Here is a 13,473-nt window from a genome sequence, read left to right on the forward strand (position 1 = left end):
CTCTCAGCGGTCCCGCAGGAAGACGTCCGTGGAGGCCGTCGTCAGATCGCGCCCGACCCGTGCCCGCCTGCGTGCCTCCAGTACCCCGGCACCCGCCGCCGACTCGATGCGCAGGCCCTCCGCGCTCGTCTCACCCCGCCGGCGCTCCCGGCGGACGAGGACGGCCGTCAGCCAGCCGATCGACGACACCGTTCCAACGATCAGTGCGAGAACAGTCACCATGGGTCCCCCCCCAAGTCCACTGGGGTCCCATTCTCCGGCATCCCGCCCTTTCCGGGCCAGGGCACGTCGTCCGGGACTTCGCGGACCCGCGAAGTTCCGGACGACGCACCCTAGTCGGATTCCGGCCGCCCGGCGGACTCCGGCCCGGCAGCCGTCACGGCTACGTCCGGCAGGCCGGTGACGTGCGGTGTTCCGCCGGCGTCCACCTCCACCGCGAACCGCTTCTCCCCCAGCCGTAGCCCACGCGCGTGCAACGGCCGGTATCCGGCGGCCAGTTCGGGGCGCACGCTGAGCCGGCCGCCCGGGGCGTCCGCGTCCAGCCCGAGGACCGCCTGGAGCACCGCCACCGCGGACGCCGCCGCCCAGGCCTGCGGGCGACAGGCGGCCGGGTAGGGCGCCGGCCTCGCGTCGAGGGCGGTCCCGTGGCCGGCGAACAGCTCGGGCAGTCTCCCGTCGAAGGAGACGGACGCCCTGACCAGTCCGGCGGCGAGCGACTCGGCTGCGGCGTGGTGGCCGGAGCGGGCCAGGCCCCGCACGGCCATCGCCGTGTCGTGCGGCCAGACCGTTCCGATGTGGTAGCCGAGAGGGCTGTAGCCGCCGGAGCCCTCCGCGAGGGTGCGCAGACCGAAACCGGAGTCGAGCTCCGGTCCCGCCAGCCGCTCCGCCACGAGACGGCTCTCCCGCGCATCGAGCAGTCCGGTGCCCAGGAGATGGCCCATGTTGGAGGTCACCGCGTCCAGCGGCTGCTTGTCGCTCCCCAACGCGATCGCCGGGTAGGGGCCCTGAGCGTCCTCCACCCAGAAACGGTCGCGGAAGCGGGACTTGAGGCGCTCCGCCCACTCCTCCCACCGGTCGGCGCCCGGCCGGCCGAAGGCACGCAGCAGCGCCGCTCCGCCGACGGCGGCTTCGTGGGCGTACGCCTGGACCTCGCACAGCGCCACGGGGGGTTCGGCGAGGCGGCCGTCGCTGTGGCGTACGGCGTCTCCGGAGTCCTTCCAGCCCTGGTTGGCGAGTCCGTGTCCGGTGTTGTCGACGTATTCGAGGAAGCCGTCGCCGTCGGCGTCGCCGTGGTCCTCCATCCAGGCGAGGGCCGACTCCGCGTGGGGCAGGAGACGTTCGACCTCCTCGGGGGACATGCCCCAGCGCCAGGCGTCGTGCAGCAGCGTCACCCACAGCGGTGTGGCGTCCACAGTGCCGTAGTAGCAGGGCGGAAGAGCGAGGTCGTCGCTCAACTGGAGCCCGTCGCGGCGTACTTCGTGCAGGATCTTGCCCGGCTGCTCCTCCGTGGCCGGGTCGGTGCGGGTGCCCTGGCGGCGTGCGAGCGTACGCAGCGTGCCGGCGGCGAGTCCGGTGCCGAGCGGCAGCAGCATGCGGGCCGCGATGAGCGAGTCGCGGCCGAAGAGGGTCAGGAACCAGGGAGCGCCGGCCGCGAGGAAGGTGTCGTCGGTGTCCTGCGGGTCGGCCAGCAGCAGCGAGCCGAGATCGGAGCACGAACGGGCGAACCAGTGGTCGAGCCCGCGGTCGGCCGAGTCGAGGGCGGCGTCGGCGGCGAGAGCGGCACGTGCCCGGGGCTCGGCCGGACGGAACGCCGCGCCCTTCGCGTCCTCCACGGTGCAGCGCAGAGTCGCCGTCCAGCTTTCGCCGGCGGCCAGTTCGATGCGGTAACGCAGTTCGCCCGCAGGGCCGTCGCCCGAGTCGCCGTCCGGGTCCTCGCCGCCGCTCCGGCGGGGATCGCAGCGGACGTCTTCGGGCGCGGGCTCCGCGGTCAGCCGTACGGTCATCTCGTCGTCGGCCCATATGAGGCCGCCGGCCTCCTGCGCCGGGGAGACGGAGCGGGAGGGGCGCCCGCCCTTGACCGTCTCCAGCGAGGCCAGATCGCTCGCCGCGCACACGGTCAACTGCACGCTCGCGGCGGTGCGTCCGGCGTTCACGACGGTGAGGCTCTCCCGCAACTCGCCCGCCTCCACCCGGCGTCGGCGCTCCAGTGTGACGGCGGGATCGGGACTGTGCTCGGCGAGCCCTCGCAGGACGGTACGGAACGAGGCGCGCTCAGCGGTGTCGGGGCCGCCGCTGATGGGCGCGTTGGGCACGCCCTCGGCCAGGACGGTCAGCCGGGAGAGCCCTCTGCGGTCGCCGTGGTAGAAGCCGTCGGGGCCGCCGCCGATCTGCCCGTCGGGCCTGGAGACGGCCATGCTGGGCGCGCAGATCGTGAGGCAGGCGTCGTGCAGAAACGGCTGGAGTTCCACCGGCGGGGCGGACGTACTCGTCGCACCTGTGCCGTCGTGAGTCTTGACAGTTGTCTCCACGTGGGCGCAACCTCTCAGCCATTGGATCGATCAAAACGACCATAGCAAAGAGGTCAAGGGCTCAAATTGCCCTTTTTGCACGGTAGATCGGCCACCCTTGTCAGCCATCGCTCCCGGGAGCCCACCTCATGCCGTCACGCTCCACTCCGACGCCCCCCGCGCCCCGCCAGGGTCCCGGTGCGGGTGCGTCTTCGGGTGCGGGCGCGGGTACGGGCTCGGTCACGATGGCGATGGTCGCGCGGCGTGCGGGCGTCTCCACGCAGACCGTCTCCAACGCCCTCAACACCCCGGAACTGCTGCGGCCCGAGACCCTGGAACGCGTCCGCCGCGCAGTGGACGAGATGGGTTACCGTCCGCACCGCGCTGCCCGTTCACTGCGTACGCGCGCCAGCAGGCTCATCGGCTTCGGCATCGAGCCGGCCGGCCCCGGCAACCTGGTGCTCGACCGGTTCCTGCACGCACTGTCGGAGACCGCGGACGCGGCCGGCTACCGGCTGCTGCTGTTCGCCGCCGGTTCCGGGCAGCGCGAACTGGCCGCGTACGAAGAGCTGCTCGGCGAACACGGCGTGGACGCCTTCGTGCTGAGCAACACCGCGCACGGCGACCCGCGGCAGAGGTGGCTGGACGAACGCGGCATCCCGTTCGTCGCCTTCGGCCGGATGTGGTCCGAGCACGATGTGGGCGACTGGGTCGACGTCGACGGCGCCGCGGGCACCGAGGCCGCCGTGAACCGGCTGGCGGCCGAAGGGCACCGGCGGATCGGCTTCCTCGGCTGGCCGCCCGGTTCCGGCTCCGGGGACGACCGTGCCGAGGGCTGGCGGCGCGCGCTGCTCGCTCACGGCCTGGAGCCCGGACACCGGGCGGACTGCCTGGACGACGTCGGCGCCGCGGCCCGTGCCGTGCAGCCGCTGCTCGACGCGGGCGTGACGGCGGTCGTCGCCGCCAGCGACACGCTCGCGCTGGGCTGCTACCGCGCGGTCGTCAACGCGGGCGGCACACCCGGACGCGAGGTGTCCGTCGTCGGATTCGACGACTCCCCGGCGGCCTCGTTCCTCTCCCCCGGCCTCTCCAGCGTCGCGCAACCGCTCAGTGACGTGGGCCGGGAGGCGATGCGCCTGGTGCTGGCCCGCATGTCCGACCCCGCGAAACCTCCCGAGCGGGTGCTGCTGCCGCCCGCCCTCGTCGTACGGGCAAGCCTCGGCCCCCCGTTCGGCTGACCCTGCCGCTCACCGCGCACACACCGCCACCACTCCGCACCGAATCTCCGCCCCGAATCTCCGCACCGAATCTCCACCTCGAAACTCCGCGTCGAATCTCCGCATCGAAACTCCGCATCGACTCCCCCAGGAGGCCCGCATGTTCCGCCGATCCGCCGTGGCCGTCACCGCGTGCGCGGTGCTCGCCGCCACCACGACAGCCTGTTCGTCAGGGTTCGACAAGAACAAGAACGGACCCGAGCAGGACACCGGCAAGAGCCAGTCGCTCCGCGTCCTCGTCGCGGTCTCGGGCGACGCCGAGACCAAGGCCGTCAAGAAGGCGACGGCCGCCTGGGAGAAGAAGTCCGGTCACAAGGTGACCGTTCAGCTCGCCAAGGACATCGACCAGCAGCTCGCCCAGGCGTTCGCGGGCAACCGCCCACCGGACGCCTTCTACGTCAACTCCGACCAGTTCGCGAACTACGCGAAGGGCGGCTCGCTCCACGCGTACGGCGAGAAGGTCCCCGACAAGGAGGACTTCGCCCCGCAGCTGCGCAAGGCCTTCACCTACAAGGGCGAACTGGTCTGCCTCCCCAAGGACTTCTCGACGCTCGGCCTCGTCGTCAGCACGGAGAAGTGGAAGGAGGCCGGGCTGAGCGAGAAGGACTACCCGACCACCTGGGAGGAGCTGGAGAAGACCGCCGACAAGCTGACCGAGGGGAAGACGACCGGACTCGTCACGACCAACGAGTACCAGCGGCTGGGTGTGTTCATGAAGCAGGCCGGCGGCTGGATAACCGACTCGTCCGAGTCGAAGATGGCCGCGGACAGCAAGGAGAACGCCAAGGGGCTCGGCTTCGCGAAGAAGCTGCTGCGCTCCGGATCCATGAAGTACGCCAAGCAGGTCGACACCGGCTGGGCCGGCGAAGCCCTCGGCAAGGGCCGGGCAGCAATGATCATCGAGGGCAACTGGCTCGCGGGCGCCATGGAGCAGGACTTCCCCGACGTCGACTACAAGGTTCTGCCGCTGCCCGAAGGCCCCGCGGGCAAGGGCACGCTGGCGTTCAGCAACTGCTGGGGCGTGGCGAAGGAGAGCACCCACCAGGAGGCCGCCGTCGACCTCGTCCGTCATCTGACCTCGGCGAAGGAGCAGTTGGCCTCCTCCGACGCGATCGGTGTGATGCCCAGCCGCGAGAGCGTGATGAAGGAGTTCACGAAGGAGCACCCGGAGTCGGCCGGCTGGGCCGAGGGCGAGGCCTACGCACAGAGCCCCGTGACCGTGCCGGGCTTCACCAAGGTCCTCGACCAGTTCAACTCGGACCTCCAGTCGCTGCGTACGGCCGAGCCCGCCACCATCCTCTCCACGCTGCAGCGCAACGGCGAGCAGGTCCTCAAGAAGGGCGACTGAGCAGGGATGTCCACGTCTTCGACCGAGACTCCGGCGCCGCCGTCCCCCGCGCGGCGGCCCGGCCCGGCCTCACCCGCCCGCTTCGGGTCCCGCGGGAGACGGGGCCGCGAGGGCCTGTGGGGCTGGCTGTTCGTCAGCCCCATGGTCCTGGGGCTCGGGCTGTTCATGGCGCTGCCGATCGTGATGGCCGCCTGGGTCAGCCTGCTGAACTGGGACGGGCAGTCCAACCCCTTCACGCCGGACGCCGACTTCGTCGGCCTGGAGAACTACCGCAGCCTGCTGGCCGAGGACGGCCTCGCCCGTACGCTGCTGGCGACGTCGCTGCGGAACAACACCTACTACGTACTGCTGACGGTGCCGCTGCAGACCGTTCTCTCCCTCACGCTGGCGATCATCGTCAACCAGCGCATGCTGCGCGGCCGGAGCATGCTGCGGACCACCTTCTACTTCCCGTCCGTCACCAGCTCCATCGCCGTGTGCACGGTCTTCCTCTTCCTCTTCCAGGGGAGCGGCGCCGTCAACCAGCTGCTGGGCTGGATCGGCGTCAAGGGCCCGAACTGGTTCGCCGATCCGCGCGGCGTCCTGTGGGTCCTGCTGGAGGCGGCCGGCGTCATCGACGGGGAGAAGCCCGGCGGATTCCTGGCGGAGCACCGGCTCATGGGCCTGCCCTGGTCGGAGTGGCTGGCCGGACCGTCCGTCGCCATGTGCACCCTCATCCTGCTTGCCGTATGGACGACTTCGGGCACCTTCATGCTCATCTTCCTCGCGGCGCTGCAGAACATCCCGCGCGAACTGGAGGAGGCGGCAGCGCTGGACGGCGCCGCACGCCGCCACGTGCTGCGCCATGTACTGCTGCCGGCGCTGCGCCCCGTGATGTTCCTGGTGACGACGCTCGGCCTGATCGCCACCTGGCAGGTCTTCGACCAGGTGTACGTGCTGGGGCAGGGCGATCCCGCCAACACCACGCTCACCCCCGCGTTCCTCTCGTACTCCTACGGTTTCGACAACGCGGAGTTCGGCCAGGGCGCTGCGATCTCCTTCATCCTGCTCGCGATCGTCCTGCTGATGACGGGAGTCCAGCGTCTGCTGCTGCGTGAACGCGGTGCGCGGCGACCGAGGAGGGCGCGCGGCCGACAGGTCCCGGGCACGCCGGAGAAGGGAGCGCTCCGTGCGCACGACTGACGCAGACAGGACGGGCGCGGCCATGACCGGCGCAGGAGGAACCGGCGCAGGAGGAAGCGGCGCAGGAGGAACCGGCGCAGGCAGAACCGGCGCTGGCAGGACGCGCGCAGGCAGGACCGGCGCGGACAAGGTGACGGCGGCCTCCGCCGAGGAGCGGCCGGTGCTGGCCCGTTTCCCCCGCCCCGCACGGCTGGCCGGATACACGCTGCTCCTGGCATTCGCGCTGCTCTACGCGCTGCCGTTCCTGATCCAGGTGGCGACGAGCTTCAAGACCGACCCGGAGGCGGCCTCCAGTCCGCTCGCCCTCCTGCCGCAGGCGCCCACCACCGCCGTCTTCGAAAAGCTCAGCGGCTCGGGGGAGGCGGGGGACGGCGTGCCGTTCCTGCGCTGGCTGGGCAACAGCACGCTGGTGACGGTGGTGGTGACGCTCGGCCGGGTCCTCTTCGACTCGGCAGCCGGGTACGCGCTGGCCCGGCTCCGCTTCCGCGGCCGCGCCGTGCTGGTCACGTTCGTCATCGCCGTCATGGCGGTACCGCCGGTCGTGCTGCTGATCCCGAAGTTCCTTGTGCTCAACACGCTCGGCATCTTCGACACCTACACCGGGATGATCGTGCCGCTGCTGTTCGACGCGGCGGGGATCTTCATCATGAAGCAGTTCTTCGAATCGATACCGCGTGAGGTGGAGGAGGCCGCGCGGATCGACGGTGCGGGCATCTGGCGCATCTTCTGGTACGTCGTCCTGCCGATGTCGCGGCCCGCGCTGATCACGGTGACGCTGCTGTCCTTCCAGGGCTCGTGGAACGAGTTCACGCACTTCCTGGTGGCGACCCAGTCGAGCGACTACGAGACCCTCACCACCGGTCTCGCACGGTTCGTCTCCGGCGGGCTCGGCGCGGGGACGCAGTATCCGCTGAAGCTGGGGGCCGCCCTGCTCTCGACGATCCCGGTGGCGGTGCTCTTCTTCTGCTTCCAGCGGTACTTCATCCGCGGGGCGAACGCCGGCGCGGTCAAGGAGTAGCGGAGACCGGTCCGCCGGCCCGGGCATCGGAGGTTCGGGAAGCCGCGGAGAGGCGGCGGCCGGGCCGCGGCACCCAGCACGACGCGCTCCCGCCCCGGAGGGGGCGGGAGCGCGTCGTCGCCGCAACGGGCCTGTGCGCGGCCCGCGTTGCGTCAGTCCGTCAGGTTCGTCGGACGGTAGGGCTTGTACTCGCTGCCGGACTCCAGGCCGTAGTCGAGCACCCGGTGGTCCGTGCCGTGGCCGCCGCGCTGCTCGAAGGCGGAGTAGGCGGTGTGCGAGTCGTCGGTCCACTTCTCGAAGATCACCACGTGGCGCGTGGTGTTCGATCCGTCGGCGTCGATGAGCAGGTCGCCGGGCTTGAGGTCACCCAGGTTGATGGGAGTGGTCAGGTCCCGGTTGCTCGCCAGTTCGACGGTGTTGGGTCCGGACTTCCACAGCCCCAGCGTCATCGAGACGTAGCCGGAGCAGTCCTGCCGGTACCCGTCCGACCAGGTCTCGGTCTGGCTGTACGGCACCTGCGCACCGTTGTTGGCGGTCAGCCAGGTGGCTGCACGCTCCAGCATCTGGGCCCGCGTGACGGCATCGGCCTTGGCGCTCTTCTCGCTCTTGGCCGAGACCGAGGGCTTGTCCGCGATGGTGGCCGTGGCGGTGGACGGCAGAACCGCGAAGCCCAGTACGGCAGCGCTGCCGGCGGCCACAGCGGCCAGCGATATGCGCGCGCGCCGGCTGAGGGACGTGATTGACATGTCACTTCCTTCATGTGGGGGGTCTGGCATTGCTTCGGACGTGCCCTGCCGGGCAAGTCCCGGAAGCAGGCACATCCTGGTGCCGCCCTCCTCGCGCACGCCCGCCCCGGAGTTGGACCTTCACGCGATGCGCACAAGCGGAGTCCGGGCATCGAGGCAGAAGTGGCTTCTTCTTCCGACAGGCTTCCGCCGCGGACTCCGCAGGTCGGCCCATTGAAGGTGAAGGGCTTCACACCTGTTGCGCCCCCGGGGGCCGCACACCCCGGGGGCGCCGTGAGTCCCGCCCGTCAGACGGACAGCGTCTCGACGGACACCTCCCACAGACGCTCGGCCGCCTCCGGCTCCAGGGCGTACGGCGCGACACCCCGACGGGCGCCCGGTTCACCGGGCGGCGCCTCGTTGCAGTCCTCGAAGTACCGGCCGCCCACGCCCTCCAGCAGCGAGGACGTCGCCAGGAGCACGGAGGTCGCCGCTCCCTGCCCGGGGGTCTTCAGCGCCGGGGCCTCCGCGCCCGCCTCGGCCCGGAGACGCTCGAGTTCCCCTTCGCCGACGTGCCGTTGCAGCCGGGTCGGAATCGCCCCCGGCATCAGCGCGTTGACTGCGATGCCGTCGCTCTGCCAGCGCCTCCACGCCTCCACGGCGAAGAGCACGTTGGCGGTCTTGGACTGCCCGTAGGCCTGCCACGGGTCGTAGGGACGCTCACGGAAGTGGATGTCCTCGAAGACGACGGGCGAGCGCAGGTGAGCACTCGAACTGACGGACACGACCCGCGCTCCGCCGGCCGCCGCCAGTGCCCGGTGCAGCCCCACGGTCAGCGCGAAGTGCCCCAGGTGGTTCGTGGCGAACTGCAGCTCCCAGCCCTCCGGGGTGCGTGTCTCCGGCGAGGCCATGACGCCTGCGTTGTTCACCAGGATGTGCAGGGGGCCTTCCCACTCGGAGAGGAACGCGGCGACCGACTTGCGGTCGGCGAGGTCCAGCGGTGCCACACGTCCTCGCGTGTTGCCCGTGCTCGCGCCGATGTCCTCGGCCGTGGCCCTCCCCGCCGCCGTGTCCCGCACGGCGAGCGTCACCTCGGCCCCTGCACCGGCCAGCGCACGGGCGGTCTCGGTGCCGATGCCGGAGGACCCGCCGGTGACGACGGCCCGCGCACCCGTCAGGTCGATGCCGTCGATGACCTCCTCGGCGGTGGAGTCGGCGGTGAAGGGCGTGCTGATGGGAGCGGTGTCGGTCATGGTCTGATCCCGTCTCGCGCGTCGGTGCGGAGTGGGAGACCCGCCCTCGTACGATCCGAAACGGAGGAGCCTCCACTACGACCACTTCACCGGAGCGCTCCGCGCTCATCAAGGTGCCCCGCCGATGAGGAGAAGCCCTGCCTGCCACCCCTTCCCGTCCCCTGCGCGCAGACGCGCAGCGCAACCACGACCGGCTGCTGGAGGCGGCCGTCAGGGCGTTCACGCAGGACGGCCCGTACGTGACGCTGGAGGCGATCGCCAGAGAAGCCGGCGTGGGCATCGGCACCCTCTACCGCCACTTCCCCACCCGGTACGCCCTCGTGGAGGCCACCTGCCGCGACGAGATGGCCCTGCTGTGCGAGGCCGCCGGGCAACTGCTCGCGACACTGCCCCCCGAAGCGGCGATGCGTGCCTGGATGGACCGGTTCGTGGACTGCATGGCCGCAAGGGGCGGCATGGCCGACGCTCTGCGCGCACTCATGGCGTCCGGGGGCCGCGGCGGACGTCACCATGCCCGGAGCATGGAAGGGCTCGCGGGCCTCACATCGGCGATCTCGGCGCTGCTCGACGCGGGTTCCGCGGCGGGAACCGTCCGGCAGGACGTCGTCCCGGAGGACGTCCTCACCAGCCTGAGCGGCGTCAGCCTCGCTGCGGGCGAGCCCGCTCAGCGTGAGGGGGCCCGCCGCGTTCTGGACCTCCTCATGGACGGGCTGCGGCACGGGGCACCGGGCGCCCGCTGAGGTCACGGCCCGTCGCTCCGGGGCCGTGCCCGAATTGACAGATCGTCCGCGGGTGCGAGCCTTGAAGAAGAAGACGGCCTACGCGGCAGGCCGTACGTGCCCGGCGCCACCTCCGCCCGTGCGCGCAGCGGATGTTCCCGGTGCGCGGACCGGGCGCCCGCCGGGCCGGACGAGCCGGGCTTCGTACACGGCACACCCTGACGGGAGCCATTCATGACGCATGCAGCGAGCGCCACCCGGCGAGCGGACACCGGGGCCTCCCGGTCCGCCGTCGTGATGAGGGAACCGCTGGCCATCTACCTCAACGACCACCTGATGGGTGCAACCAGCGGCAGCGAACTGGCTCGGCGGGTGGCGAAGCAGCATGCGCAGACCCCCGCGGGCGCCGCCCTGGTGCGCATGGCCGACGAGATCGCGCAGGACCGCGCCGAACTGCTGCGGATCATGGACGACCTCGGGATTCCCGTACGCCGGTACAAGATCGGCATCGGGTGGGCGGTGGAGAAGGCGGGCCGCGCCAAGACGAACGGATTTCTCGTACGCCGGGCGCCGTTGAGCAGCCTCGTCGAACTGGAGTCGCTGCGCGCGGGCGTCGAGGCGAAGCGGCTGATGTGGCAGGCGCTGCGGGCCTCGGGCACGGATCGGACGGGCGGACTGGGTGCGGACCGGCTGACGGAGCTGCTCCACCGGGCGCGGCGGCAGCTGGAGACGCTGGAGGACCTCCACCTCCAGGTGGCCGGGGCCGTCCTCGAGAAGTCCTGAGCCGCCGGCGGCGGCTGCTCGCGGCCCGGTCTCCGCGCCGTCCCGTCTCACCTGCCGGAACGAGCCGACAGGGGCCTCGACCGCCTCTCCGCGCTGCACGACCAGCTGAACAGCGGCGCCTGCTTCGAGTCCGCGGAGCGTGAGTTCGTCGGTTCCGCGAGCAGCACTGGTCAACACCCCCGCGCTGACGGCGGTTTCTGGGCGCACCTTCACCAACCGCCGCAAGTCGTGGAGGAGTTCGAGGACGGGCAGGAGAGCCGGCGCGCGCCCCGGTCGTCATCAGCCGGGCACGGGCGCCGATCCGCTCCTACGCGTCCGCCGCCCCCGCCCGCCAGCCGGACCACCGCTCGACGGTGATCTCGACGACGGGTCCCCGCGGCGGACGCCCGGCGTACTGCTCCCGGTACTTCTCGGCGAGCAGCGCCACGTACCGCCCGGACTGCCCGGACTGCCCGGAACTCCCGGCTGCCGGCAGCACGCGGCCCGTCCCGTCCGCCCGTGCCCACCACAGGCGGTCCCAGTCCTCGTCGTACGCGTCGACGAGAAGGCACAGCGCCTGGTTGGCGCGGATGTTCTCCAGCCGTTTCAGCCGTGCCGACCGCTTGGGCTTGTGGTCCACGGCGAAGGCGAGGGTGTCGCCGGTCAGGGCGAAGACGACGGGGACGAGGTGCGGGCGTCCCGAGACGTCGGCCGTCGCGAGGGTGGCGACGCGCGCCCTGGCGAAGCAGGCCCGTGCCTCGCCGCCCGTCATCTTCGGCATCGCCGCGGCTTCTCAGCGGAACCGGTCGGCGACGGCGGCGAGTTGGTCCAGCGTCTTCAGCGACTCGCTCTCGGGAAGCGTGGGCAGGTAGAGCAGCAGCCGTTCGACGCCCAGGTCCCTGAAACCCTCGACGGTCGCGGCGTCGTCGCTCGCGGCGTACACCGTCACCGGCACGTCGCGGCCGGCCGTGCTGCGCAGCTGCTCGATCTTCGGGGCCAGCTTCTCGGGCGTCGTCCTGTTGGCGAGCCAGGCGTCACCCAGCTCCGCGATGCGCGGGAAGGCGCCCTCGGCGCCGCCCACGTAGATCGGCGGGTGCGGCTCCTGCACGGGCTTCGGCCATGAGTAGACGGGGTCGAAGTCGACGAACTCCCCGTGGAATTCGGCCTTCTCCTTGGTCCACAGCTCGCGCATCGCCCGCAGCCGCTCGTTGACCATGCGGCCACGGGTGGTGGGGTCGGCCCCGTGGTTCTCCATCTCCTCCCGGTTCCAGCCGACGCCGACGCCGAAGACTGCACGGCCACCGGAGACCAGGTCGAGAGAGGCCACTTCCTTCGCGGTGACGATGGGGTCCCGCTGCGCCACCAGTGCGATGCCCGTTCCCAGCAGGATCCGCTCCGTGACGGACGCCGCGGCGCTCAGCGCGACGAAGGGGTCGAGCGTGCGGTAGTACATCTCGGGCAGGTCGCCGCCACCCGGATAGGGCGAGCGGCGCTCCACCGGGATGTGGGTGTGCTCGGCGATGAGCAGCGAGTCGAATCCGCGCTCCTCCACGGCACGGCCCAGGGGCGCGGGACGGATTCCCTGATCGGTGATGAAGGTCGATACGCCGAACTTCACAGTGGCTCCTTCTCGGCAGAGTGCTTCGGGCCCGCGAACGGGGCTCCCGGGCCGCGCGGGTCCGCGGCAGCCGCAGCCCCGGAGGCGGAGGTACCCGCTGTCGCGGCCTTCATGACAGCACCTCCGGGGACGCAGGTGTTCCCGCCGATGTGGGTGCACGGCTCCGGTGGGCACCCGGCCTGTGTGTCCGTCTGCCGGAAGGAGCTGGCGGTGAGCGACAGGACCCGGAAGAGCACCAGCGGAACCGGCCCGAACGCCGGGGGAACCGGCCCGAACGCCGGGGGAGGCAGGAGCAGGGCCCGCCCGGCCGGCAAGGGAGGCCAGGCGGCCTCGGCCGGCGAGAAGGGCCAGGGCGGCCGGCAGGGCGGGAGCGGCGGCGGGCAGGACGCCGCGCTGACGCGTTACCGCGCGAAGCGGCACTTCGGCAGGACGGCCGAGCCCCGCGGTGAGGGTGCCGCACCCGACGGCGCGGCCTCCTTCGTCGTCCAGATCCACGACGCGAGCACCATGCACTTCGACTTCCGGCTGGAGGTCGACGGCGTCCTCAAGTCGTGGTCGGTCCCCAAGGGGCCCTCGCCCGATCCGCGAGAGAAGAGGCTGGCCATGCCGACGGAGGATCACCCCCTGGAGTACCGGGAGTTCGAGGGGATCATCCCCGCCGGGGAGTACGGCGGCGGCACCGTCATCGTCTGGGACCAGGGGACCTACCACCCTCTGACCGACGACTTCGCCGGCGGTCTGGAGCGCGGACATGTGAAGTTCCGGCTGGAGGGCACGAAGCTGCGCGGCGGCTACGCGCTCACGCGCTTCCGCGGTGGCGACGGGGACGGACGCGAGTCGTGGCTGCTGGTGAAGGAGAAGGACGAGCGGGCGGTACGGGACGGGCGCACACCTGATCCCGTACGGGCGCGCTCCGCCCGCACCAACCGCACCCTGAAACGGGTGAGCGCCGAGGCGACCGACGAGGACACCTGGCACAGCGAGTGACGCCGCGCCCGGCAGGCACCCCCTTCCGGCACCGCACCGCGCGCTTCCGGCACCGCACCTCGCACGGATCTCACGTT

General features: G+C 71.5%; 13 protein-coding genes. 7 read left to right on the forward strand and 6 right to left on the reverse strand.

All coding sequences use genetic code 11. From position 1 onward, the window contains the following. Positions 1-3 precede the first annotated feature (3 nt). Together ACFPA8_RS20520 and ACFPA8_RS20525 are read right to left on the reverse strand one after the other, a co-directional pair. Complete coding sequence (locus ACFPA8_RS20520) at positions 4-222, reverse strand: hypothetical protein (RefSeq protein ID WP_386450631.1); 219 nt, start codon at positions 220-222, stop codon at positions 4-6. 110 nt (positions 223-332) lie between these two features. Further along, positions 333-2,528 carry an amylo-alpha-1,6-glucosidase gene (locus ACFPA8_RS20525; protein ID WP_386450633.1) on the reverse strand — a complete coding sequence of 732 codons (2,196 nt, stop codon included), beginning with the start codon at positions 2,526-2,528 and terminating at the stop codon, positions 333-335. 128 nt (positions 2,529-2,656) lie between these two features. On the opposite strand from ACFPA8_RS20525, the gene ACFPA8_RS20530 reads away from it, so the two are divergent. From ACFPA8_RS20530 to ACFPA8_RS20545, 4 genes are all read left to right on the forward strand, one after another. Further along, positions 2,657-3,745 (forward strand): LacI family DNA-binding transcriptional regulator, encoded by a 1,089-nt coding sequence (locus ACFPA8_RS20530; protein WP_386450635.1) that lies wholly within the window; start codon positions 2,657-2,659, stop codon positions 3,743-3,745. Positions 3,746-3,884: 139 nt separating this feature from the next. Continuing rightward, the gene (locus ACFPA8_RS20535; RefSeq protein ID WP_386450637.1) at positions 3,885-5,132 is read left to right on the forward strand and encodes a sugar ABC transporter substrate-binding protein; all 1,248 of its coding nucleotides are present in this window, start codon (positions 3,885-3,887) and stop codon (positions 5,130-5,132) included. A 6-nt stretch (positions 5,133-5,138) separates the two neighbouring features. Next, the gene (locus tag ACFPA8_RS20540) at positions 5,139-6,314 is read left to right on the forward strand and encodes a carbohydrate ABC transporter permease (RefSeq protein ID WP_386450639.1); all 1,176 of its coding nucleotides are present in this window, start codon (positions 5,139-5,141) and stop codon (positions 6,312-6,314) included. A 160-nt stretch (positions 6,315-6,474) separates the two neighbouring features. Then, positions 6,475-7,332 (forward strand): carbohydrate ABC transporter permease, encoded by an 858-nt coding sequence (locus ACFPA8_RS20545; RefSeq protein ID WP_386450641.1) that lies wholly within the window; start codon positions 6,475-6,477, stop codon positions 7,330-7,332. Positions 7,333-7,484: 152 nt separating this feature from the next. Here ACFPA8_RS20545 and ACFPA8_RS20550 read toward each other — a convergent pair whose 3' ends face one another. Beyond that, positions 7,485-8,078, reverse strand: coding sequence for an NlpC/P60 family protein (locus ACFPA8_RS20550; RefSeq protein WP_386450643.1), 594 nt, complete (start codon positions 8,076-8,078; stop codon positions 7,485-7,487). Positions 8,079-8,365: 287 nt separating this feature from the next. After that, complete coding sequence (locus ACFPA8_RS20555; protein WP_386450645.1) at positions 8,366-9,310, reverse strand: SDR family NAD(P)-dependent oxidoreductase; 945 nt, start codon at positions 9,308-9,310, stop codon at positions 8,366-8,368. Between the two features lie 197 nt (positions 9,311-9,507). Here ACFPA8_RS20555 and ACFPA8_RS20560 point away from each other — a divergent pair, with 197 nt between their 5' ends. Together ACFPA8_RS20560 and ACFPA8_RS20565 are read left to right on the forward strand one after the other, a co-directional pair. Continuing rightward, positions 9,508-10,050, forward strand: coding sequence for a TetR/AcrR family transcriptional regulator (locus ACFPA8_RS20560; protein ID WP_386450709.1), 543 nt, complete (start codon positions 9,508-9,510; stop codon positions 10,048-10,050). A gap of 213 nt (positions 10,051-10,263) precedes the next feature. Beyond that, complete coding sequence (locus ACFPA8_RS20565) at positions 10,264-10,812, forward strand: hypothetical protein (RefSeq protein WP_386450647.1); 549 nt, start codon at positions 10,264-10,266, stop codon at positions 10,810-10,812. Between the two features lie 307 nt (positions 10,813-11,119). Here the strand turns inward: ACFPA8_RS20565 and ACFPA8_RS20570 are convergent, their stop codons facing one another. Beyond that, a complete protein-coding gene (locus tag ACFPA8_RS20570; protein WP_386450649.1) occupies positions 11,120-11,572 on the reverse strand; it encodes a TIGR03668 family PPOX class F420-dependent oxidoreductase in 453 nt (150 codons plus the stop codon). Between the two features lie 12 nt (positions 11,573-11,584). Further along, positions 11,585-12,409, reverse strand: a complete 825-nt coding sequence (locus ACFPA8_RS20575; protein WP_386450651.1) for an LLM class F420-dependent oxidoreductase — start codon at positions 12,407-12,409, stop codon at positions 11,585-11,587. Between the two features lie 393 nt (positions 12,410-12,802). Between ACFPA8_RS20575 and ACFPA8_RS20580 the strand changes: the two genes are divergently transcribed. Beyond that, a complete protein-coding gene (locus ACFPA8_RS20580; RefSeq protein WP_386450711.1) occupies positions 12,803-13,396 on the forward strand; it encodes a DNA polymerase ligase N-terminal domain-containing protein in 594 nt (197 codons plus the stop codon). The last annotated feature ends 77 nt before the right edge of the window (positions 13,397-13,473 follow it).

Source organism: Streptomyces ovatisporus (genome assembly GCF_042653885.1).
Classification (GTDB): Bacteria; Actinomycetota; Actinomycetes; order Streptomycetales; family Streptomycetaceae; genus Streptomyces; species Streptomyces ovatisporus.